At 69.1% G+C, this 21,955-nt stretch carries 15 protein-coding genes; 10 read left to right on the forward strand and 5 right to left on the reverse strand.

Annotated features, from left to right (window positions below; genetic code table 11):
• Positions 1–8: 8 nt before the first annotated feature.
• Entirely contained in the window at positions 9–1,010 is a 1,002-nt protein-coding gene (locus E3T61_RS16925) for a malate dehydrogenase (protein ID WP_134642023.1), read from the forward strand.
• On the opposite strand, the gene E3T61_RS16930 is transcribed toward E3T61_RS16925, so the two are convergent.
• Positions 1,007–1,606, reverse strand: a complete 600-nt coding sequence (locus tag E3T61_RS16930) for a DNA-3-methyladenine glycosylase I (RefSeq protein WP_134642024.1) — start codon at positions 1,604–1,606, stop codon at positions 1,007–1,009. The genes E3T61_RS16925 and E3T61_RS16930 overlap by 4 nt on opposite strands.
• Positions 1,603–2,127 carry a methylated-DNA--[protein]-cysteine S-methyltransferase gene (locus tag E3T61_RS16935; protein ID WP_134642025.1) on the reverse strand — a complete coding sequence of 175 codons (525 nt, stop codon included), beginning with the start codon at positions 2,125–2,127 and terminating at the stop codon, positions 1,603–1,605. Before E3T61_RS16935 ends, E3T61_RS16930 begins: the two co-directional genes overlap by 4 nt.
• Positions 2,128–2,260: 133 nt before the next feature.
• Here E3T61_RS16935 and E3T61_RS16940 point away from each other — a divergent pair, with 133 nt between their 5' ends.
• Genes E3T61_RS16940 through E3T61_RS16950 form a run of 3 tightly spaced genes read left to right on the forward strand, consistent with a single transcriptional unit; the run spans position 2,261 to position 6,911 of the window.
• Entirely contained in the window at positions 2,261–3,223 is a 963-nt protein-coding gene (locus E3T61_RS16940) for an aldo/keto reductase (protein WP_134642026.1), read from the forward strand.
• Complete coding sequence (locus E3T61_RS16945) at positions 3,223–4,956, forward strand: ABC transporter ATP-binding protein (protein ID WP_134642027.1); 1,734 nt, start codon at positions 3,223–3,225, stop codon at positions 4,954–4,956. Before E3T61_RS16940 ends, E3T61_RS16945 begins: the two co-directional genes overlap by 1 nt.
• Entirely contained in the window at positions 4,953–6,911 is a 1,959-nt protein-coding gene (locus E3T61_RS16950; protein WP_134642028.1) for an ABC transporter ATP-binding protein, read from the forward strand. The genes E3T61_RS16945 and E3T61_RS16950 overlap by 4 nt, the downstream gene beginning before the upstream one ends.
• A 70-nt stretch (positions 6,912–6,981) precedes the next feature.
• Here the strand turns inward: E3T61_RS16950 and E3T61_RS16955 are convergent, their stop codons facing one another.
• Entirely contained in the window at positions 6,982–7,590 is a 609-nt protein-coding gene (locus tag E3T61_RS16955) for an acetate uptake transporter (protein WP_241992642.1), read from the reverse strand.
• A 164-nt stretch (positions 7,591–7,754) separates the two neighbouring features.
• Between E3T61_RS16955 and E3T61_RS16960 the strand changes: the two genes are divergently transcribed.
• On the forward strand, positions 7,755–8,990 hold the full coding sequence (locus tag E3T61_RS16960; protein ID WP_134642030.1) for a DUF4192 family protein: 1,236 nt from the start codon (positions 7,755–7,757) through the stop codon (positions 8,988–8,990).
• 18 nt (positions 8,991–9,008) lie between these two features.
• Here E3T61_RS16960 and E3T61_RS16965 read toward each other — a convergent pair whose 3' ends face one another.
• Positions 9,009–10,436, reverse strand: coding sequence for an aspartate aminotransferase family protein (locus tag E3T61_RS16965; protein WP_134642031.1), 1,428 nt, complete (start codon positions 10,434–10,436; stop codon positions 9,009–9,011).
• Positions 10,437–10,447: 11 nt separating this feature from the next.
• Positions 10,448–10,930 (reverse strand): Lrp/AsnC family transcriptional regulator, encoded by a 483-nt coding sequence (locus E3T61_RS16970; RefSeq protein ID WP_134642032.1) that lies wholly within the window; start codon positions 10,928–10,930, stop codon positions 10,448–10,450.
• Positions 10,931–11,053: 123 nt separating this feature from the next.
• On the opposite strand from E3T61_RS16970, the gene E3T61_RS16975 reads away from it, so the two are divergent.
• The 5 genes from E3T61_RS16975 (at position 11,054) to E3T61_RS16995 (ending at position 21,910) form a co-directional block, all read left to right on the forward strand.
• Positions 11,054–12,481 (forward strand): gamma-aminobutyraldehyde dehydrogenase, encoded by a 1,428-nt coding sequence (locus E3T61_RS16975; protein WP_134642033.1) that lies wholly within the window; start codon positions 11,054–11,056, stop codon positions 12,479–12,481.
• A 33-nt stretch (positions 12,482–12,514) separates the two neighbouring features.
• Positions 12,515–13,531: an FHA domain-containing protein gene (locus E3T61_RS16980; protein WP_134642034.1), complete on the forward strand. Its 1,017-nt coding sequence runs from the start codon at positions 12,515–12,517 to the stop codon at positions 13,529–13,531.
• 46 nt (positions 13,532–13,577) lie between these two features.
• Positions 13,578–14,393: a PP2C family protein-serine/threonine phosphatase gene (locus E3T61_RS16985; RefSeq protein WP_134642035.1), complete on the forward strand. Its 816-nt coding sequence runs from the start codon at positions 13,578–13,580 to the stop codon at positions 14,391–14,393.
• Between the two features lie 132 nt (positions 14,394–14,525).
• The gene (locus E3T61_RS16990) at positions 14,526–15,992 is read left to right on the forward strand and encodes a serine/threonine-protein kinase (protein ID WP_134642036.1); all 1,467 of its coding nucleotides are present in this window, start codon (positions 14,526–14,528) and stop codon (positions 15,990–15,992) included.
• Positions 15,989–21,910, forward strand: coding sequence for an Ig-like domain-containing protein (locus E3T61_RS16995; RefSeq protein WP_166793285.1), 5,922 nt, complete (start codon positions 15,989–15,991; stop codon positions 21,908–21,910). Before E3T61_RS16990 ends, E3T61_RS16995 begins: the two co-directional genes overlap by 4 nt.
• Positions 21,911–21,955: the final 45 nt, after the last annotated feature.

Raw genomic sequence — 21,955 nt, forward strand, 5'->3', positions numbered from 1 at the left:
ATGAACTCGTGCAGAGACAACGAGTAAACGTCACCGTCACCGGCGCCGGGGGCAATATCGGTTACGCACTGATGTTCCGCATCGCCTCCGGCCAGCTTCTCGGGCTCAACGTGCCCGTCGCCCTTCGCCTGCTGGAGATCCCCAGCGGGATCCAGGCCGCTGAGGGCAGCGCGTTCGAGCTGCAGGACAGTGCCTTCCCGCTGCTGCGCGACGTGGTCGTCACCGATGACCCCGTGCGGGCCTTCGATGGCGCGAACGTGGCCATCCTGGTGGGTTCACGGCCCCGCGGGCCCGGCCAGCAGCGTGCGGACCTACTCGAGGGCAACGCCAGGATCTTCGGACCGCAGGGTGCTGCGATCAACGCCGGCGCCGCCGACGACATCCGCGTGGTCGTCGTGGGCAACCCGGCCAACACCAACGCCCTCGTGGCCGCCAGCCACGCACCGGATGTTCCCACCGACCGGTTCACCGCCCTCACCCGGCTGGACCACAACCGCGCAGTCGCCCAAATCGCCGCGCACCTGTCGGTGCCGGTCACCTCGGTGAACGGCGTGGCGATCTGGGGCAACCACTCCGCCCTGCAGTACCCCGACGTGTCGCACGCCACCGTCGACGGCCGCCCGGTCCGGGACCTCATCGACGAGGCCTGGCTGGTGAACGAGTTCATCCCGCGGGTGGCCAACCGTGGCGCCGAGATCATAAAGGTGCGCGGGGCGTCGTCGATGGGGTCGGCCGCCAGCGCCACCGTCGACCACGTCTACGACTGGGTGAACGGTACCGGAGACGACTGGACCAGCGCCGGGGTGGTCTCAGACGGCTCCTACGGGGTGCCGGCCGGTCTGGTGTCCTCCTACCCGGTGCGTTCCCTCGGCGGCCGCTGGGCGATTGAGCCCGGGCTGGCCATCGACGCCTTCTCCCGTGCCCGCATCGACCTGTCCATCGCCGACCTGGAGGCGGAACGGGCCGCGGTCAGCGAGCTCGGGCTTCTCGGTCCCCGGGAAGCCGCCTAGACCGGCGCCAAGTGGCAACCGGTCACGTGATCGTTCACGAGGCCGCTGGATTGCATCAGCGCGTACATCGTGGTGGGGCCCACAAACTTGTAGCCGCGCGCCCGGAGCGCCTTGCTGAGCGCGGTGGACTCCGGCGTGATCGCCGGCACCTCGGCCAGGTCACGCAGGGGAGCGGGCCGCGGCGTCGGCGCGAAGCCCCAGATCAGCTCGGCCAGGCTTCCGTCCAGCGCCAGTGTGGTGCGGGCGTTGTCGATGGCGGCGGTGATCTTGCCCCGGTGCCGGATGATGCGCTCGTCACCGAGCAGTCGCTCGACATCCGCTTCGGTGAACGCGGCCACGGCGTCGACGTCGAAGCCGGCGAATGCAGTACGGAACGCCGGCCGGCGCCGCAGGATCGTGATCCAGGACAGCCCGGCCTGGAAACCCTCCAGACAGAGCTTCTCGAACAGGCGCTGCTCGTCGTGCAACGGCCGGCCCCACTCCTCGTCGTGGTAGCGCCGGTACTCCGCGTCGTTCGCAGCCCAGCCGCACCGCGCCACACCGTCGTCGCCGATGACCACTGACGCCCGGGTCACCGGAGCCGGTTCTGCGCTCATCCGACGTACTCGATGCCCTCGTGCCGCAGCAGCCACTGCTTGGTGGGGATGCCCTCACCGGCGCTGAACCCGGTGATGCGGCCGTTGGAGGCGAGCACCCGGTGGCAACCCACCAGGATCGGCGCCGGGTTCGCGCCCACGGCGCCCCCGATGGCCCGGCCCGCACCGCTCTTGCCGATGGAACGACCCAGTTCGCCGTAGGAGAGATGATCGCCGAAGGGGATCGCGGCCAGGCCCCGCCAGACGCTTCGCTGGAACTCGGTGCCGCGGCTCAGCCGCACGGGAACGTCGAAGGTCACCCGGGTGCCGGCGAAGTACTCGCCGAGCTGGGTGGCCGCACGCTCGAGCACGGCGTTGGGAGCCTCGGCCAGGCCCTCCAGCGGCAGGTGGCCGCCGCGGACGATGGCCAGCGACCAGACCTCATCGTCGTCGCCGGTGAGTTCAAGGTCGCCGAGCGGGCTCTGGACGCGAACCAGGTTCGGGGGAGTGGGGGCTGGGCTGTTCAGACTGTGGCTGTTCATAGTGCGACTGTAGTCGGCGGTGCGCCCGGGCTCCGGCGGGAATCGGACACGGGAATATGCGGCCGAATCGTGGCCTGTGGAGGAGGGGCCAGAACATGGTCAAACCAAGGCCGCACAGGAATAGTCTGTAACAATGGCTCAGATCGATTATCGTACTCTTGGCAACTCCGGGCTCGTCGTCTCGACGATCGGGCTGGGCTGCAACAACTTCGGCCGGAACGGCACCAGCACCGAATCCCAGGCCGGCACCTCCCTGGTGATCGATGCGGCCATCGACACCGGCGTCACCCTCTTCGACACCGCCGACATCTACGGGGCTGAGCGGGGACTGAGCGAGACCCTGATGGGCCACGCCCTCCGCGGCAAGCGCGACCAGATCGTGCTCGCCACGAAGTTCGGCATGGACATGGGCGGCGCGAACGGTCCCGATTGGGACGCCCGCGGCTCCCGCCGGTACATCCGTCTGGCCGTCGAAGCGTCGCTCACCCGGCTGCAGACCGACTGGATCGACCTTTACCAGCTGCACCGGCCGGACGCGAACACCCCCATCGAGGAAACCCTCGACACCCTGGACGACCTCATCCGGGAGGGCAAGATCCGCTACATCGGCCACTCGAACCTGGCCGGCTGGCAAATCGCGGAGGCCGAATTCACGGCCAGGATCGGGCACCATCCGGCGTTCATCTCGGCGCAGAACGAGTACAGCCTGCTCGTGCGCGAGGCCGAGGAAGAGGTGCTGCCGGCCGTGAACGCCTACGGACTGGGCTTCCTGCCGTTCTTCCCGCTCTACAACGGCCTGTTCACCGGCAAGTTCAGCCGCGACGGCGGCCCGGCCGACAGCCGGATCATGACGATTCGCCGGCACCTGCTCGATGACGCACCCTGGGACACCATCGAGCGTTACCAGCAGTTCTGCGACGAGCGCGGTGTGAGCATGCTCGCCGCGACCCTCGCCTGGCTCCTGGCCCAGCCCGGGCTCACCAGCGTCATCGCCGGGGCCACCAAACCGGAACAGATCGTACAGAACGCCCAGGCCGCCACCACCTGGCGGCCCACCGCCGAGGACATCGCCTATATCTCGGCCCTGTTCGCCTGATGCTCTGGACACTGCTCGTACGCTATCTCCGGCCGCACTGGCGGCTGCTCGTGGCCGTCGTCGTCTTCCAGCTGGCGCAGTCGGTCGCGTCGCTCTACCTGCCGTCGTTGAACGCCGACATCATCGACGAGGGCGTGGCCACGGGCGACACCGGCTACATCCTCCGCGTGGGCGGCATCATGCTGCTGATCACCCTCGGCCAGATCGTCTGCGCAATCATCGCCGTCTACTTCGGTGCCAAGGCGGCCATGGCCCTTGGCCGTGACCTGCGCGGAGCGGTTTTCACCAGGGTGGGGGAGTTCTCCGAACAGGAGGTCAGCCGGTTCGGGGCCCCGTCGCTCATCACCCGGTCCACCAACGACGTACAACAGGTGCAGATGCTCGTGCTGACCACCTGCACCCTGCTGGTCTCCGCGCCGATCCTGTGCGTCGGCGGCATCATCATGGCCATGCGACAGGACCTCGAACTGTCCTGGCTGATCGCCGTGAGCGTGCCCGTGCTGCTTGTGGCCGTCGGGCTGATCATTGTGCGCATGGTCCCGCTGTTCCGGGTCATGCAGGTGCGCATCGACACCGTCAACCGGGTGCTGCGCGAGCAGCTCACCGGCATCCGCGTGATTCGCGCCTTCGTGCGGGAAGACGTGGAGACCCGCCGCTTCGGCCAGGCCAACACCGACGTCACCCAGACGGCCCTGCAGGCCGGCCGGTTGATGGCGCTGATGTTCCCCGTGGTGATGCTGGTACTCAACGTCTCCAGCGTCGCCGTGATCTGGTTCGGCGCGTTCCGCATCGAGGACGGCTCGATGCAGGTGGGCACCCTGATCGCCTTCCTCAGCTACCTGATGCAGATCCTGATGGCCGTGATGATGGCCACCTTCATGGCCGTGATGATCCCGCGGGCCACGGTCTCGGCCGACCGGATCGGTGAGGTGCTCGACACCGCGTCCAGCGTGCGCCCGCCGGTGAACCCGGTGAACGCGACCCACGGCCACGGCGAACTGGAGCTTCGGGGTGTGAGCTTCGCCTACCCCGGTGCCGAACAGCCCGTGCTCAGCGACATCAGCTTCGTGGCCAGGCCCGGCTACACCACCGCCATCATCGGCAGCACAGGGTCGGGCAAGACCACCCTGGTCAACCTGATGCCGAGACTGTTCGACGCCACCAGCGGCACCGTGCTCTTCGGCGGCGTCGACGTGCGCGAACTGAACCCCGACCTGCTCTGGGGCCACATCGGCCTGGTGCCGCAGAAGCCGTACCTGTTCTCCGGCACCGTGCGCAGCAACCTGCTCTACGGCAAGCCGGATGCCACCGAGGCGGAGATCTGGCAGGCGCTGGACACCGCGCAGGCCCGCGACTTCGTCGAGCGGCTCGACGGCGTCCTCGACGCGCCCATCTCCCAGGGCGGCACCAACGTCTCGGGCGGGCAGCGGCAACGCCTCGCGATCGCGAGGGCGCTGGTGAAACGGCCCGAGCTGTACATCTTCGACGACTCGTTCTCGGCCCTGGACCTGGCCACGGATGCCCGGCTGCGGGCGGCCCTCGCCGCCGACGTCACCGACGCGACCATGATCATCGTGGCCCAGCGGGTGTCCACGATCATCGACGCCGACCAGATCCTCGTCGTCGAGGACGGCCGGATCGTGGCCAGTGGAACCCACGAGGAGCTTCTTGAATCCTCGACCACGTACCAGGAAATTGCGGCATCCCAGCTGGCAGCGGAGGCCACCTCATGAGCGACAGCCCCGACGACGACGCGAAGGTTCCCGCCAGGCCCCCGCGCGGCGGCGGTCCGTTCGGCGGCATGAACATGCCGGCCGAGAAGGCCATGAACTTCGGTCCGAGCGCCAAACGCCTGATCGGCACGCTGCGCCCCGAGCGGGTGTGGCTGGCCCTAGTGCTGGTGCTCGCGGTGATCAGCGTGACGTTCTCGGTGATCGGCCCGCGGCTGCTCGGCGAGGGCACCAACCTGATCTTCTCCGGCATCGTGTCGAAGACCCTGCCGGCCGGAGCCACCCAAGCCGAGGTGATCGCGGGCCTCAGGGCATCCGGCAACACCGCCCAGGCCGACATGCTCAGCGCGATGACCCTCACCCCGGGCCTCGGTATCGACTTCGCGGCGCTGTCTGCCGTGCTGTTCTGGGTGCTGGCGCTCTACATCCTGGCCTCGGTGTTCAGCTGGCTACAGGCCCTGGTGCTCAACGCCGTCGTGCAGCGCACCGTGTACCGGCTGCGCGAGGAGATCGAGGCGAAGATCAACCGGCTGCCGCTGGGCTACTTCGACACCGTCAAGCGCGGCGAACTGCTCAGCCGGGTGACCAACGACGTCGACAACATCTCGCAGAGCCTGCAGCAGTCGCTCAGCCAGGTGGTCACGTCGCTGCTCACCGTGGTGGGCGTCATCGTGATGATGCTGCTGCTCTCGCCGCTGCTCGCCGTGATCGCGCTGGTCACCGTGCCGCTGACCCTGGTGACCACGGTCATGATCGCCAAGCGGTCACAGAAGCTCTTCGTGGCGCAGTGGGCGCACACCGGTGAGCTCAACGGCCAGATCGAGGAGACCTTCTCCGGGCACGCCCTCGTGAAGGTCTTCGGCCGGCAGAAGGAGGTGGAGCAGCGCTTCGCCACGAAGAACGACGAACTCTACGCAGCCAGCTTCGGCGCCCAGTTCGTGAGCGGCATGATCATGCCCGCGATGACCTTCATCGGCAACCTCGTCTACGTGGCCATCGCCGTCGTCGGCGGGCTGCAGGTGGCCTCAGGGGCCATGCAGCTCGGTGATGTGCAGGCGTTCATCCAGTACTCCAGGCAGTTCACCCAGCCGCTTGCCCAGTTGGGCTCGATGGCCAACCTGTTGCAGTCCGGCGTCGCCAGCGCCGAGCGGGTCTTCGAGCTGCTGGATGCCGACGAGCAGACCCTGGACGCCGACCCGGCCGAGACCCCAGCAGAGACCCACGGCCGGCTGGTGTTCGAGAACGTGTCGTTCAGCTACAGCCCGGACAAGCCGCTGATCGAGAATCTCAACCTGGTGGCCGAACCCGGCCAGACCGTGGCGATCGTGGGCCCGACCGGGGCCGGCAAGACCACCCTGGTGAACCTGATGATGCGCTTCTACGAGCTCGACAGGGGCCGGATCACCCTGGACGGCGTCGACATCTCCACGATGACCCGCAACGACCTGCGCGGCCGGATGGGCATGGTGTTGCAGGACACCTGGCTCTTCGGCGGCAGCATCCGCGACAACATCGCCTACGGCCGGCCGGACGCCACCGAGGAGCAGATCCTGGAGGCCGCGCAGGCCACCTACGTGGACAGGTTCGTGCATTCGCTGCCCGACGGCTACGACACGGTGCTCGACGACGAGGGCGGCAACGTCAGTGCGGGGGAGAAGCAGCTGCTCACGATCGCGCGGGCGTTCCTGGCCCGGCCGAGCGTGCTGATCCTCGACGAGGCCACCAGCTCGGTCGACACCCGCACCGAGGTGCTCGTGCAGCACGCCATGAAGGCGCTTCGCGCCGACCGCACCAGCTTCGTGATCGCGCACCGCCTATCGACGATCCGGGATGCCGACCTGATCCTGGTGATGGAGGCCGGCAAGATCGTGGAGCAGGGCAGCCACGCCGAGCTGCTCCTGGCCGACGGCGCCTACCGAGCCCTCTACGACTCCCAATTCGCCGCCGCGATCGAGTAACCCCCCTCGCGAACTGTGAGAAAAGCCCCAAAAACTTGACGTTTTTGGGGCTTTTCTCACAGTTCGCGGATTATTTGGCGGGCCAGACGGGGAGCGAGGTGCGCGGGGACGTGGAGTTGTACACCACGGCGAAGGAGCCGTACCAGGCCAGCAGCGCGGTGAGGATGCCGAACCAGCCGCCGAGCTGGTGGATCGCGGTGATGCCGGTGTACGCGCCGATCGCGAGCAGGGCAAAGGTGATCGACAGGGCGACGAAGACAATGAAGATCGACCCGTTGGTGTTCTTGGCGGCAACGGTCATGTAGACGGTGAAGATCGTCCAGGCGAGCAGGAAGGTGCCCATGCCGGCGGCGCCGGCCGCCACGTTGCCGCCGGTGCTCTCCAGGTACCAGAAGGCCAGCCAGAACGCGCCGAACGAGGTGAACGCCGTGGCGCCGAAGGTGTTGCCGTTGCGCAGCTCCCAGATGCCGGCGATGACCTGGGCGATTCCGCCGTAGAACAGGGCCAGGCCGAGCACGGCGACGCTGGAGGGCACGATGCCGGTGTTGGACATGCTGAGCACGAAGGTGGTGAGCGCGAATGCTCCCAGGCCCAGGGCGCCGGGATCGGCAAGGGCGCTGTGCGAAGCGGCGGCGGGGGATGCGGAAACGGGTGCGGAGGGTGCTGTCGCGGGGGCCACAGAGACCTCCGGATTAGTCGTATTAATCTGATTCATTTGTTCTGAGATTATCAGCCCGGCCGGGCGCTCCCTGGTGCGTTGTGCACAGGCGGCCGGCCCGCCCGGTTCTGCACAACTCGGTCGGCGCCCGGCCCTGCGAGCCGGTTCCGGCGCAGAGTCGGCGCATGGAAAAGACAATCGTGAAAACCCCGACTCCCCAGGATTTCCTCGCCCTCGTGCCCCAGCTCGTGGGCTTCCTCCCCGCCCAGAGTGTGGTGCTCGTCGCCTTCCGCGGCAACCGCACCTGCGGCGCCCTCCGGTTCAACCTTGCCGACCCCGACGCCGGCCCGCAGGAACTGCGGCGCATCGCCGGAGCCCTGCTCGGCACCCTGTGCAAGATCCCCGGCGTCGACGCCCTCGTGCCGGTGGCCTACACCGACGAATCAATCGGCGACGACCCTGCCGCCGACATCGCCGACCTGCCCCATGGTGCCTTCCTGCGGGCGATCCTCACCCGGGCCGACCAGTCCGGCTTCCTCGTGCGGGACGCGCTCTGTGTGGCCGCTGACGGCTGGGTGTCGTACCTGGCCGCCCCGCCCGCCACGGGCCGGCCCCGTTCCGCGCGGCTCAAGCATCCGCTCAGCGAGATAGCGGAATCCACCGTGAATGAGGGCATCCCCCGCGATGCCCGCCGGGAACTCGGCCGGTTGCATACCGGCGCCGAGCTGCCCAGGGTGGACCTGGGGACCCGGGAACGCTTCGCTAGGCGGCTGGCCCGCTACCAGAGGCTCGGCCCCGACATGGGGCCGATCCCCGAGCTCATCGAAATGGTCGGCGACATGCTCGACCCTGTGGGCACCGCCGAGACCGCGCTCGGCGTGAATCCCGCCGAGCTCAGCATCGACGAGGCCGCTGCGCTGCTGTTCCTGATGCAAGGCCCCGCCACCCGGGACCAGATGATGTTGCAGTTTGCCTTCGGTGAAGCCGAAGGGCACCGCAGTCTGGCCCTGAACCGGCACTATGCCCAGCGGCAGCGCGAGACCGGTCTCAGCATGGACGAGGTCGTCGAAGCCGATATGGCCGCCGGCCGGGCCCTGCAGGAAACCTCGCCCACCACCGGTGACTTGATGCTCGGCATGAGCTTGGACCGGCCGGACCCGGAGCGGATCGAGCGGGGAATCAGACTGCTCAAGCTGCTCGTGGCGATGGCGCCCCGCACGGCCAGGCCGGCACCGCTGTGCATGCTGGCCTGGCTGAGCTGGGCGCTCGGGCAGGGGTCGGTCGCCGGCATCTACCTCGACACGGCCGTGGATATCGACGCCGGGTACCCCATGGCGCTGTTATTGCTGCAGATGATCGGTAGCGGGCACCTGCCGGAGTGGGCGTTCGCGGTGCCCGACGACGCAACCATCGTGCCGTGACGGTGTTCGAGTCGACGGCTACAGGTGCTTCGGCGCTTCCGACAGCACGCCGTACAGGATGTCGCCGATCTCCCGGATCTCCGCCGGGCCGATGGTCAACGGCGGTGCGAGCTGCACGACCGGGTCGCCCCGGTCATCCGCCCGGCAGTACAGCCCGGCACCGAAGAGCGCACCGGACAGGTAGCCGCGCAGCAACCGCTCGGACTCGTCGTCGTTGAAGGTCTCCTTGGTGGCCTTGTCCTTGACCAGCTCGATGCCGAAGAAGTAGCCCTCGCCGCGCACGTCACCCACGATCGGCAGGGCGAGCAGCTTCTCCAGCTCTGCCCTGAACACCGGCGAGTTCTCCCGCACGTTCTCGTTGAGCTTCTCCTCGTCGAAGATGTCGAGGTTGGCCAGCGCCACCGCGGCGGAGACCGGATGGCCGCCGAAGGTGTAGCCGTGGTAGAACGCCGTGTCGCCGTGTTTGAACGGCTCATAGATGCGGTCGCTGATGATGGTCGCGCCGATCGGTGAGTAGCCGCTGGTCATGCCCTTGGCGCAGGTGATCATGTCGGGCTCGATGCCGAACGTGGTCGACGCGAACATGTTGCCGATCCGGCCGAACGCGGTGATCACCTCGTCGGCCACCAACAGCACGTCGTACTGGTCGCAGATCTCGCGCACCCGCTTGAAGTAGCCGGGCGGCGGCGGGAAGCAGCCGCCGGAGTTCTGCACGGGCTCCAGGAACACCGCGGCCACGGTCTCCGGGCCCTCGAACTGGATCATCTCCTCGATGCGGTTCGCCGCCCACAGGCCGAACGCCTCGACATCGTCGCCGTGCCCGGAGCCCATCTCGTCGGCCCGGTAGAAGTTGGTGTTGGGCACCCGGAAGCCGCCGGGGGTGACCGGCTCGAACATCTCCTTGAGTGCGGGGATGCCCGTGATCGCCAGGGCGCCCTGGGTGGTGCCGTGATAGGCGACGGAGCGGGAGATCACCTTGTGCTTGGTGGGGCGGCCCTGCAGCTTCCAGTAGTACTTGGCCAGCTTGAACGCCGTCTCGACGGCCTCGCCGCCGCCGGTGGAGAAGAACACCCGGTTCAGGTCGCCCGGCGCGTGCTCGGCCAACCGGTCGGCGAGCTCGATGGCGCTGGGGTGCGCGTAGGACCAGAGCGGGAAGAACGCGAGCTCCTCCGCCTGCTTCGCGGCGGCCTGGGCGAGACGCTTGCGGCCGTGCCCGGCGTTCACCACGAACAGTCCGCTCAGGCCGTCGATGTACTTCTTGCCGGTGGAGTCCCAGATGTGGTGGCCGAGTCCCTTGGTGATCACCGGCACGCCGGTACCGGATTCCAGCACGGACTGACGGGCGAAGTGCATCCAGAGATGGTCCTTGGCCTTCTGCTGCAGGTCGGCGTTCTCGGCGTCGCTATAGACGCGCGGGCCGGTGGTGGATGCTGTTGGCTCTGTCATGGTCATCTCGGTTACCGTGTTCCCCAGTTGTACAACTGTTTGTGAAGCTTGAGATAGACGAACGTCTCGGTCGAGGCGACCCCCTCAAGCGCGCGGATCTGTGAATTGAGCAGTGCGATCAGTTCGTCGTCGTCCTCGCAGACGACTTCGGCCAGGATGTCGAAGGAACCCGCGGTGAGTACGACATAGTCGACCGCCGGGATCTCGGCGAGCTTGTCGGCCAGGATGCGGGTGTCGCCGGTGGCGCGGATGCCGATCATGGCCTGCCGGTAGAAACCCAGCTGCATCGGGTCGGTCACCGCGACGACCTGCATGACCCCGGCCTCGGTGAGCTTTTGCACCCGCTGGCGCACCGCGGCCTCGCTCAGGCCGACGGCTTTGCCGATCTCGGCATAGGACCGTCGACCGTCGACCTGCAGCTGCTCGATGATCTTCTTCGACACATCGTCCAGTTGGGCTGGTCGACCCGCGTTGCCGCGTCCGTTGCTACTCATCACCCGATTGTGACAGCGAAGGTGCCATGCGGCAAGCGAATCCGTCGTGAAACAAGAGTTTCACAACGAATTCCCATGGCTTCGCGGTGGTCTGACAGATTCCGGGCAGCTAGGCTGACGCGCATGAGCGCGCTACGCAACTTCATCAACGGCGACCACGTCGAGTCCACCTCAGAGACCACCATCGACCTCATCGACCCGGCCACGGAGCAGAGTTACGGCACCAGCCCGGTGTCGACCGCGGCCGATGTCGATTCCGCCTATCGAGCCGCCGTGGCCGCGTTCGAGGGCTGGGGCGAGTCCACCCCGTCCGAACGCCAGCTGGCCCTGTTCCGCATCGCCGACGCCGTCGAGGCGCGCGCTGAGGAATTCGCCGACGCGGAGTCCCGCGACACCGGCAAGCCGCGCAGCACGCTCGTCGACGACGAGATCCTGCTGTCGGTCGACCAGATCCGTTTCTTCGCCGGCGCCGCCAGGGTGCTCGAGGGCAGGAGCGGTGGCGAGTACCTGAAAGACCACACCTCCTTCATCCGTCGCGAACCCATCGGCGTCGTCGGACAGGTGACCCCGTGGAACTACCCCCTGAACATGGCCGTCTGGAAGTTCGCACCGGCGCTCGCGGCCGGCAACACCACTGTGCTCAAGCCCTCTGACACCACCCCGAGCGCGACCCTGCTGCTGGCGGAGGTGGCCGCGGAGTTCCTGCCGCCGGGGGTGCTCAACGTGGTGATGGGCGACCGCAGCACCGGGGCCGCGATGATCGACCACGCCACTCCGCAGCTGGTTTCGATCACAGGTTCGGTGCGCGCGGGCATGGAGGTGGCCAAGGCCGCAGCGACCGACCTCAAGCGGGTGCACCTCGAGCTCGGCGGCAAGGCGCCGGTGATCGTCTTCGACGACGCGGACATCGAGCAGGCCGTCGCGGGAATCAGCGCGGCGGGCTTCTTCAACGCCGGCCAGGACTGCACGGCCGCCACCCGGGTTCTCGTGCAGGAGGGCATCCACGATGAGTTCGTGGCGGCGCTCGCCGCATATGCTGCCCGGAACGCTCGAACCGGCCCGCCGAACGAGGAAGGCATCCTGTTCGGCCCGGTGAACAACCAGAACCAGCTCGCCCAGGTGACCGGTTTCATCGACCGGCTGCCCGACCATGCCGTACTCGAGCTCGGCGGACACCGGCAGGGCAGCACCGGCTACTTCCACGAGGCCACAGTGGTCAGCGGCCTGCGGCAGGCCGACGAGGCCGTGCAGCGGGAGATCTTCGGCCCTGTCATCACCGTGCAGCGCTTCGCCGACGAGGCCCAGGCCCTGACCTGGGCCAACGACGTGCAGTACGGGCTGGCCTCATCGGTGTGGACCACGAACCACGGGCGTGCCATGCGAATGGCCAAACGGCTTGACTTCGGCTGTGTGTGGATCAACACCCACATCCCGATCGTCGCCGAGATGCCGCACGGCGGGTTCAAGCACTCCGGTTACGGCAAAGACCTGTCGATGTACGGATTCGAGGATTACACCCGGATCAAGCACGTGATGAGCTACATCGGCTGAGCCAGGTCTAGCATCGAAGGAACAAGGAGGCAGATGCAACTGGGTCGGGTCGGCAGCGAGACCGCGCCGCTGGAGAACGCCGAATGGACGTTCGTGGTGGGCCGGGGGTTCCTGGCCGTGCTCCCGGCGACCACCGGGACCCCGGTCGTGGCGGCCCTGCACGCACTGGCCGCTGACACCGTCGTGGCGCTGGAGACTCTCGTGGCGCTGATCCCGCTTGGCGGGCCGGGCGACGCCGACTCGTTCGCGGTGATAGTGCCCGGCATCCCTCGTGACGGCGACGATGACGGCATCCCGCTGCACGCGGTCGTGCGCGGGGCCATCGCCGTCGACGTCTTCTCAATCGGGGGATCCCGCCGATTCACCGACCGCAACATCCGGCCCTGGCTGCTGGCCGAGTTCCAGGCCGTGACCGGGCTCGTCGTCGGGTCACCGCTGGCAGCCGTCGCGGGTGCCGACAGACTCGCGGACGGCCGCGTGCTCAGCACCGGGATCGACAGCGGTGACACCCTGTTCTGGTCGGTCACCGGGCAGCCGGCCGACGTCGCCGACACTGTGTTGCGCCCCAGGCGGATCGTGGACGACACCGTTGTGCTCGATCGGAGGAGGCTGCAGCGCCTGGACCCGGCCGCGCCGGCCACCGAGACTGCCGCGGAGCCTGCCGCGGAATCCGCCGCCGAGACCGTCGAGGACACCCTCGCCGCACCGATCCGGTACCGGTTCCGGCTGGCGACCGGAGAGGAGCTTCTGCTGGACAGGGTGTACCGGATCGGGCGCAGCCCCCGTCCACGGCGCGTCCAGGCCGGCGAGTTGGTGGAACTGGTCGAGGTGACGTCAGCGGCGTCGATCGTGTCTGCCAGCCACCTCGAAATCCGTCAGGACGGCGATGCCGTCGTCGTCACCGACCTCGGCTCCACGAACGGCACCATGGTCCATTTTGCGCTCGGCCGCAGCCAACGGTTGCGCTCCGACGCCTCCCTCACGGTGCTGCCCGGTACGACGGTGGACATCGGGGACGGTAACCTGATCGAGATCCTGCCAGCGGACTGACCGTCGTCTGCTGCTGCCGCACGTTCGTATTCGGAAGGCACCACCCGTGACCCAGATAGGTCAAGGCTCACCCAGCCACACGATCGCGCTCCCCTCGGTGAAGAAATCCGTCACCCTGGCCTGGGCCGCGCTCACCGATGTTGGTCACCGCCGCGAAGTCAATGAAGACAGCCTGGTAACCCAATCACCCGTGTTCGCGGTGGCGGACGGCATGGGCGGCCACTCCGCGGGTGACGTCGCCAGCAAGGCCGTGGTGACCCGGCTCGCCGAACTCGGCGACAACACACCGACAACAGCCGAGGCGATCAACGTCGCCCTCGCCCAGGCCGTGGACGACATGAAGGCCGGTGAAGGCGTCACCGATCTGGGCACCGGCACCACAGTCACCGGCGTGGCGGTGGCGATCGTCTCGGATGCGCCGCAATTCATCGCCTACAACATCGGCGACTCGCGGGTCTACCAGCTCACCTCCGGGGTGTTGGAACAGGTGACCATCGACCATTCCGTCGTACAGGAGCTTGTCGACGCCGGCCGGATCACTCGTGAGGAAGCCGATGTGCATCCGCACGGAAACGTGATCACCCGGGCCGTCGGATTCCACGAACCGCCCGTGCCCGACTACCGGGTCCTGCCGCTGACGCCGGGCCTGCGCATCCTGGTCTGCTCTGACGGGCTCACCAAAGAGCTGACGGCATACGGGATCCGGCACTTTCTGATGTCGAACCCCAAGGCTGACGACGCCGTAGCGGCGCTGGTGACCGCGGCGCTGGAGAACGGCGGCCGCGACAATGTGACCGCGATCGTGCTGGATGTGCTGAGCGTCGACGATCTTGACGTGGCCGAGGACGCTGCGGAGGACTGACGCTCAGCAGCCATAGAATTGGGCTGGATCGTCGATACCCGTGAAAGCGATCTCTACCTGCGGTTTGGCAGGCGTTCAGGCAGGCAATCCGGTGCCTTTTCCGACCGGGCGAGACGATACACGGGAGGCGCCATGGCGGTACGACTGCCGTCGACGCCGCCGGCCCTGCCGGGATTCTCCTACCTGAGGCCGTTGGGTTCCGGCGGTTTCGCCGACGTGTTCCTCTACGAACAGAACCTGCCGCGGCGTCAGGTGGCTATCAAGGTACTGCTCGCCGCGGTGGTGAGCGACCCGGTTCGGCGCCTGTTCCAGGCCGAAGCGAACCTGATGGCGCAGTTGTCCGCGCACCCGTCGGTGCTCACTGTCTTCCAGGCCGGGGTATCCGCCGACGGCCGCCCTTACCTCGTGATGGAGTACTGCTCAAACGCCCTCGACCAGCGTTACCGGTCCGGGCGCCTCCCGGTCTCCGAGTTGCTCCGGATCGGGGTGACAATCGCCAGTGCCGTGGAGACCGCCCATCGGGCCGGCGTCCTGCACCGTGATATCAAGCCGTCGAACATCCTGATCACCGCGTACGGACACCCGGTCCTGGCTGACTTCGGCATCGCCGCCACCCTCGGCGAGGCGGAGGAAACCGACCAGGTCGGACTTTCGATCCCGTGGTCGGCACCCGAGGTGCTGTTCGACGAGAGCCCCGGCTCCGTGGCCGCGGAGGTCTGGTCGCTCGGGGCGACCCTGTACACGCTGTTGGCCGGCCGGTCGCCGTTCGAACTGCCCGGCGACCGCAACAGCCCCGCCCAGCTGATGGCCCGCATCCAGAAAACGGCCCTGCCGGCCATCGGGCGGCCCGACGTACCGGAGCGGCTGGAGCTGCTGCTGGCCCGGGCCCTCTCCAAACGACCCGAGCGTCGCCAGGCCAGCGCGCTCGACCTGATCCGGGAGCTCCAGGCCGTCGAGGCCGAGCTCGGGCTCGCCCAGACCCCGGTCGAACTCGCGACGGCCGAGTGGGAGGCCCAAACGGCCGGGGATGCCGCCGACCGCACCCGGATCAACGGCGTGGTCACCGTGGCGGCCCAGCCGGCGCGCCGGCAGCGCCGGGAACCGGGCGCCGACCGTGCCCGCACGGCCCGCACGAGCACGGGCCGCACGAGCACGGGCCGCACCAGCACGGCCGGCACGAGCACGGCCCGGCCCGGCTGGGTCCTACGCCGCGGCACTCTGGCTGCTGTCGCGGCCGGCGGTCTGCTCATGGGCGGGCTCGGCGTCGCTGCCGGCGCCCTGCTGGTCGGTCTGGCGCTCTCCGGCGCTCCGGCGAGCATCGGGACCGCCGCGATCCCCAGAGTCAGCGACGTTGCCGGCCGCACCGGCGACGGCACCGTGGTGTTCAGCTGGGCCGACCCCGGCGTCGCTGTCGACGACAGCTACCTCGTCAGCCTGAGCAGCGGCGAAAGCAGCCTTCAGCGCGGCACCGAGTTCATCGTGCAGACCGGCAGCAGCACCGACACCCCGGTCTGCATCACGGTGAGCGTCAGCCGTGACGGTCGCACCGGCGCCGAGAGCACCGAGAAGTGCGTCGACCCGGCCCCGGGAATGCCGTGATCCGCCGCTGGCTGGCCACACACCGTTCGGTCGTCGCCTCCATCACCGGCGGAACCCTGGTCACCGCACTCGTGGTCACCGTCGCGGTGGTCTCCGGCGGCTACACCGCGCAGAAAGTCGATCTGGGCGACGCCGCCGTCTGGGTGGCCAGCGAAACCCGGCAGCTGGTGGGCCGGGTCAACACCGAGCTCGCCGAGCTGAACACCGTCGTCCCGGTCGAATCCGGGCGCACCTCGGTGGTACAGGACGGCAGCACGGTGCTCGTTGTCGACGGCGGCAACGGCACCCTCGACATCCTCGACCCCGCCACCGCGACGCTCACCGACAGCGTGGCGCTGCCGCCGGATGCCCCCGAGGTGAGATTGGCGGGCGGCCTCGCCGCGATCTCGGCCGACGGCGACCTCTGGACGGCGGACACCGCCGACCTGGCCGCCTTCGACAGCACCGTTGACCCCGCCCTCGCGCTGGGCGCCGGCACCCTGTTCAGCCTCGACGCCGCCGGCGTACTGTTCGCGTTCACCCCGGCCACGCAGGCCCTGACGCGCATCGACCCGGAGCGCCCCGGTACAGTGGAGGAGACGACGACGGTGCCGGCCGGAGAGCCTGCCGACGGCTACCAGCTCAGCCAGGTGAACGGCAGCTGGGCCCTGCTCAACACGACCACCGGCATCCTGCACCTGCCCGACAGGGCCGTCGACCTCTCGGCCGGCCCGATGGAGCTGCCCCGCCTGCAGGAACCGGCCGTGTCCGGCGACAGGGTCCTGATCGCCCACAGCACCGGCCTGCTCGGTGTGCCCCTGGGTGGCGGCGCACCCACCGAACTCGTCGACGCCGGCGCTGCCACCGGCGCCCCGGCCGCTCCCAGCCAGAACGGTCGCTGCGCCTACGCGGCATGGGCGGACGGCACCGCCTGGCAGGCCTGCGGCATCGGCTCGCCGGCCGGCAGCACCGCAACCCTCGTCGGGGTCGCGGGCGACGCCCGCCTGGAGTACCGGCAGAACGGCGCCCGGCTGCTGCTCAACGACGCCCACAACGGCACCGCCTGGAATGTGCAGCAGGGCAACGAACTCATCGACAACTGGGACGACCTCATCGACCCGGTCTCCGACCAGCAGGAAACGACGACCACCACCGACGACACCCCGCCGGACTACGAAGACACCCAGGTGCCTCCGGTCGCTGTCGACGACGAGTTCGGTGCCCGACCCGGTCGGACGGTCACCCTGCCGGTACTGCTGAACGACTACGACCTCAACGACGATGTCCTGGTGATCGACTCGGCCGACCCGCCGCCGGTCGGCCAGGGCCGGATCGACCTGGTCTCCGGCAACCAGCAGCTGCAGCTCACCCTCACCCCGGAGGCCGCCGGCAGCTTCAGCTTCGGCTATTCGATCAGCGACGGCCGCGGCGGCACCGCCGACGCCACTGTCACCGTGACCATCCGCAGTCCGGACGAGAACGCCGCCCCGGAACAGGTGCGCCAGACCCGCGCCACCGTCGCGGCAGGGGGCAGCGTGGCCAGTCAGGTGCTCGGCGACTGGATCGACCCGGACGGCGACCCGTTCTACCTCACCACCGCTACCGCCGCCGCACCGGACACCGCCACGTCCACCCCGGCCGGGGCCGTGCTGTTCACGGATGCCGGCGACGGCGGCGACACCGCCCAGGTGGGCCTCACCGTCTCGGACGGCAGCCTCGCCGGAACCGGCACCCTGGACATCACAGTGCGACCGGCCGGTAGCGTGCCCATCGTCGCCGACGGTTTCGCGGTGCGCACCACGGCGGGCAGCGAGGTCACCGTCGCGCCGCTGGAGCATGCCCGCGGCGGCACCGGGCCGCTCCGCCTCGGCGCTGTCCCTGACAAGCCCGGCGTGAGAATCGCGGCAGACTTCGCCGGCGGAACCTTCAGGTTCTCCAGCGACACCGTCGGTGTGCACTACCTGGACTATGCGGTGACCGACGGGGTGAGCACCGTGACCGGGCGGATCCGGGTCGACGTCGACCCGGCCCCAGACAGTCCGGGCCGCCCCATCACGGTGCCACACACGGCCTTCCTGCGTTCCCAGCAGCCCACCGTCATCGACGTGCTCGCCACCGACATCGATCCGGCCGGGGGAGTGCTTCTGGTCACCGGAAGCTCCAATGTGCCCGCCGGCAGCGGACTGACCGTCGAGATCCTCGACCAGCACCTCATCAGGGTCACCCTGACCCGGCCGTTGGAGTCGGGCACCACCAGCTTCGACTACACGGTGAGCAACGGGCTGGCCTCGGCCACCGGGACCGTCACCGTTATCGAGATCCCCGCGGCGACCACCAGGCAACCGCCCGTCGCGGCACCGGACTCGGTGTCGGTACGGGTCGGCGACACCATCGACATCCCGGTGCTCGCCAACGACGAACACCCGGACGGTGACCCGCTCACCCTGGACCCGGTGCTGTCGACCCCGCTGCCCGCCGGCGCCGGACTGCTCTTCGCCTCCGGCCGGGTGCTGCGTTACCTCGCGCCGGCCGGCACCGGCAACTTCACCGCCGTGTACAGGGTGAACGCCCCGGACGGCCAGTTCGCCAACGCCGAGGTGCGCATCTCGGTGCGGGAGACCGACGCCGCCACGAACAACCCGCCGCTGCCGCCGACGGTGACCGCCCGGGTGCTGGCGGGGGACACCGTGCGCATCCAGATCCCCCTCACCGGGATCGATCCTGACGGCGACTCCGTGCAGCTGCTCGGTCAGGAGACCAACCCCGACAAGGGCGCCGTCACCGCCGTCGACGCCGACTCGCTCAGCTACCGGGCCGGCGACTACTCAGCAGGCACCGACACCTTCACCTACGCCGTCATCGATGCCCTCGGCGCCCGCGCCACCGGCACTGTGCGAGTAGGTATCAGCCCCCGCCCCGACGGCGCCCGCAACCCCGTCGCCGTACCCGACGAAGTGACGGTGCGGCCCGACTCGAGGGTGTCGGTGCGGGTGCTCGGCAACGACTCCGACCCCGACGGCGGCACGCTGAGCCTCACCGCGGTCGAGGCGACCGGTGCCGGCGGTGCCGGCGACGGCGCATCCGGCACCGCCGTGATCGACGACAACATGATCGTCGTGCGCGCCCCGAACGCCGCCGGCCGGTACGGCTTCGTGTACGAGGTCCAGAACGACCGGGGCGGCACAGGTTCGGCCTTCCTCACCGTTGTCGTGGACGCCGACGCACCCCTGGCCCGCCCGGAGGCCGCCGACACCCGGCTGAGACTCTCGGATGTGCTCGGCCGGAAAACCGTCGACGTGGACGTCCTCGCCAGGGTGTTCTTCGCCGAAGGGTCGGCGCGGGCGTTGACCCCGGCCGTGCTGCCCGGTTACGACGGCACCGCGACCGTCACCGATTCCGCCCGCATCCGTGTCACCGTCACCAAGACCAGCCAGATCATCCCGTTCAGCGTCACCCACCCCCGCGACCCCGACATCGTCGGATACGCCTTCGTGTGGGTGCCGGGAACCGACGACGCCCTCCCGCAACTGCGGGCCGGCGCCGCCAAGCTCGTCGTGGCCAGTGAGGCCACCCTCGACATCGACATCAACGACTACGTCGTGGCTGTCGGCGACAAGACCGTGCAACTCACCGACCGCAACACCGTGCGCGCCACCCACGCCAACGGCGCCGAGCTCGTAACGGGAGCCAGAACCCTCGCCTTCACCAGCGCTGACCAATACTTCGGGCCCGCGTCGATCTCGTTCGAGGTGACCGACGGTGCGACCGCGACCGACCCAGCGGGACGCACCGCCACGATCGTGCTGCCGATCACCGTGACCCCGCGGGAGAATCAGCCGCCCGCCTTCGACGGAGCGGTGATCGACTTCGAACCCGGCCAGAGCAAGGTCATCGACCTGGCCAAGCTCACCTCGTACCCGTACCCTGAGGACCGCGACGAACTCGCCTTCACCGTGCTGGACCCGCAGCCGACCGGGTTCGGGCAGACGCTGAACGGCAGTCTGCTCACCGTGAACGCGCTCGAGGGCACACCGAAGGGCAGCACCAGCTCGCTGACCATCGGGGTGCGCGACGACCTCAGCACCGGCAAGGCCGGGCGCATCGAACTGCGCGTCGTGGCCTCCACCAGACCCCTCGCCCTGCCGGCGACGGATGCGGCCATCGCTCCCCGCGGGCGCAGCACTGTCATCGATGTGCTCGCCAACGACGGCGCCACCAACCCGTTCCCCGCCGTCGACCTGCGGGTGCTCGCGGTCCGCGGGCTCGACGCGGCAGGGCTGCCCGCCGGGGTGTCGATCACGCCCAGCGCTGACAACAGCCGGCTCACCGTGCGGGTGTCCGCCGACGCGCAGCCCACCGACACCACCCTGCAATACCAGGTGGCCGATGCCACCAACGACCCCGACCGGTACACCTGGGGCACCGTGCGGGTGTCGGTGCAGGACATTCCCGACGCCGTCACCGGGCTGCGCGCCACAGGCTTCGCCGACGGCCGCATCACCGTGGCCTTCAATCCCGGCGCCGCCAACAACTCGCCGATCACCGGCTACCAGCTGACCCTCACCGACGCCGCCTCCGGCCGCCAGCTCGGCAGCACGGTGTGCGAGGCCACCTCCTGCGCCCTCGCCACCGCGGGGAACGGCCAGGCCAACGCCGTGCGGGTGAGCGTCGCCGCGCAGAACGGCATCGGAGCGGCGACGGCCGCAACCCTCGCCGCGCCGGTCTGGTCCGACGTGATCCCCACGGCGCCGACCGGACTGACCGCCGTACCCGAAGACGGCGCCCTGCTGCTCGGCTGGAACGTCGTCCAACCGACGGGCGGCGGCACCGGCATCCGTGGATACCAGGTCAACGTGGGCGGGGTCGCCCAACGCGAAGTGAGCGCGACCGGTGCGGCCTGCGACGCCACCCGGTGCACCCTGCGGGTGGACGGCCTGGCCAACGGGTCCAGCGTGGGCTACACGGTCAGCGCCCGCAACGACGCCTACCCCGCCCTGTCGACCTGGAACTCCGCCGCCGCCGCCGGAACACCGTACGGCGCGGCGCAGGCCGGCGGGATCACGGCCACGGCGACCAACGCCAGCGGCGCCGTCACCGTGAGCTGGGACGGCTTCGCCGACCGCGGTGACACCATCGGGGGCTACTTCGTGCAGCGGATCAGCGGCGGCTCCGTACCCACCGGCGCGCAGGCCTGTTCGGTGTCGACGCCCGCACCCGGCACCCTCACCGCACCGGCCACCGGCGGGGTGGTCCTCGACCAGAAGACCGTTCCGGCCGGCGGTCGCAGCGCCGTCTTCGACGGTCTGCTCGCCGACGACGGCAGCTACTCCTTCGTGGTCTGGGGCTACAACCGGGCCGGCTGCGCGGCGACCGCCGTGACCACGGTCCTGGTGCGCCCGGCGCCCGGCGCGATCAGCCAGGTTCAGGGCGCGATGGAGCAGCAGGGTGAGACCTGGGACTACCACCTGACCGGTGTGAGCCCATCTGCCGGCGTCGACCACTACAACATCCGCGCCGCCGACGGCTCCGGTTCGGTGCAACGCTTCGGCAGCAGCGCCTGGCCGCGGGAGCTGCTCGGACTGCCGTTCGGTTCCGCCGTCGCGTTCCAATTGCAGGCGTGCACGGTCTGGGGTTCCTGCGGCCCCTGGTCGGGCACCACCACCGCGCCGGAGCCATCCGTCATTTTCACCGTGACCGGTCTGGCCTACGACGGTGCTGCCGGGCGGTTCTCCTGGACCGACGCACCCCGCAACGGGTCGCTCCCGGCGACCTTCGCGTGCTCGGTCGCCGGCCAGGCCGAGACCCCCGCCGACAGCGCGACCACCTGCACCCTGCCCGGCCCGCTGCCCGACTCCGGCACCGTGCTGCTCACCGTCACGGTGAACGAGCGCACCTTCGACTTCTCCCGCCCGATCCCGACGAAAGCGATCACCCCATGACACTGACCCCCGATCGCGTGAGCCCCGGTCAGCCCGGCGCGCGAC

Source organism: Cryobacterium lactosi, assembly GCF_004403945.1.
GTDB lineage: Bacteria > Actinomycetota > Actinomycetes > Actinomycetales > Microbacteriaceae > Cryobacterium > Cryobacterium lactosi.

Excerpts from the sequence above, each read along its gene's own strand:
- E3T61_RS16930 (WP_134642024.1), bottom strand. The coding sequence starts at position 1,606 with ATGAGCGCAGAACCGGCTCCGGTGACCCGGGCGTCAGTGGTCATCGGC.
- E3T61_RS16935 (WP_134642025.1), bottom strand. The coding sequence starts at position 2,127 with ATGAACAGCCACAGTCTGAACAGCCCAGCCCCCACTCCCCCGAACCTG.
- E3T61_RS16940 (WP_134642026.1), top strand. The coding sequence starts at position 2,261 with ATGGCTCAGATCGATTATCGTACTCTTGGCAACTCCGGGCTCGTCGTC.
- E3T61_RS16945 (WP_134642027.1), top strand. The coding sequence starts at position 3,223 with ATGCTCTGGACACTGCTCGTACGCTATCTCCGGCCGCACTGGCGGCTG.
- E3T61_RS16950 (WP_134642028.1), top strand. The coding sequence starts at position 4,953 with ATGAGCGACAGCCCCGACGACGACGCGAAGGTTCCCGCCAGGCCCCCG.
- E3T61_RS16960 (WP_134642030.1), top strand. The coding sequence starts at position 7,755 with ATGGAAAAGACAATCGTGAAAACCCCGACTCCCCAGGATTTCCTCGCC.
- E3T61_RS16965 (WP_134642031.1), bottom strand. The coding sequence starts at position 10,436 with ATGACAGAGCCAACAGCATCCACCACCGGCCCGCGCGTCTATAGCGAC.
- E3T61_RS16970 (WP_134642032.1), bottom strand. The coding sequence starts at position 10,930 with ATGAGTAGCAACGGACGCGGCAACGCGGGTCGACCAGCCCAACTGGAC.
- E3T61_RS16975 (WP_134642033.1), top strand. The coding sequence starts at position 11,054 with ATGAGCGCGCTACGCAACTTCATCAACGGCGACCACGTCGAGTCCACC.
- E3T61_RS16980 (WP_134642034.1), top strand. The coding sequence starts at position 12,515 with ATGCAACTGGGTCGGGTCGGCAGCGAGACCGCGCCGCTGGAGAACGCC.
- E3T61_RS16990 (WP_134642036.1), top strand. The coding sequence starts at position 14,526 with ATGGCGGTACGACTGCCGTCGACGCCGCCGGCCCTGCCGGGATTCTCC.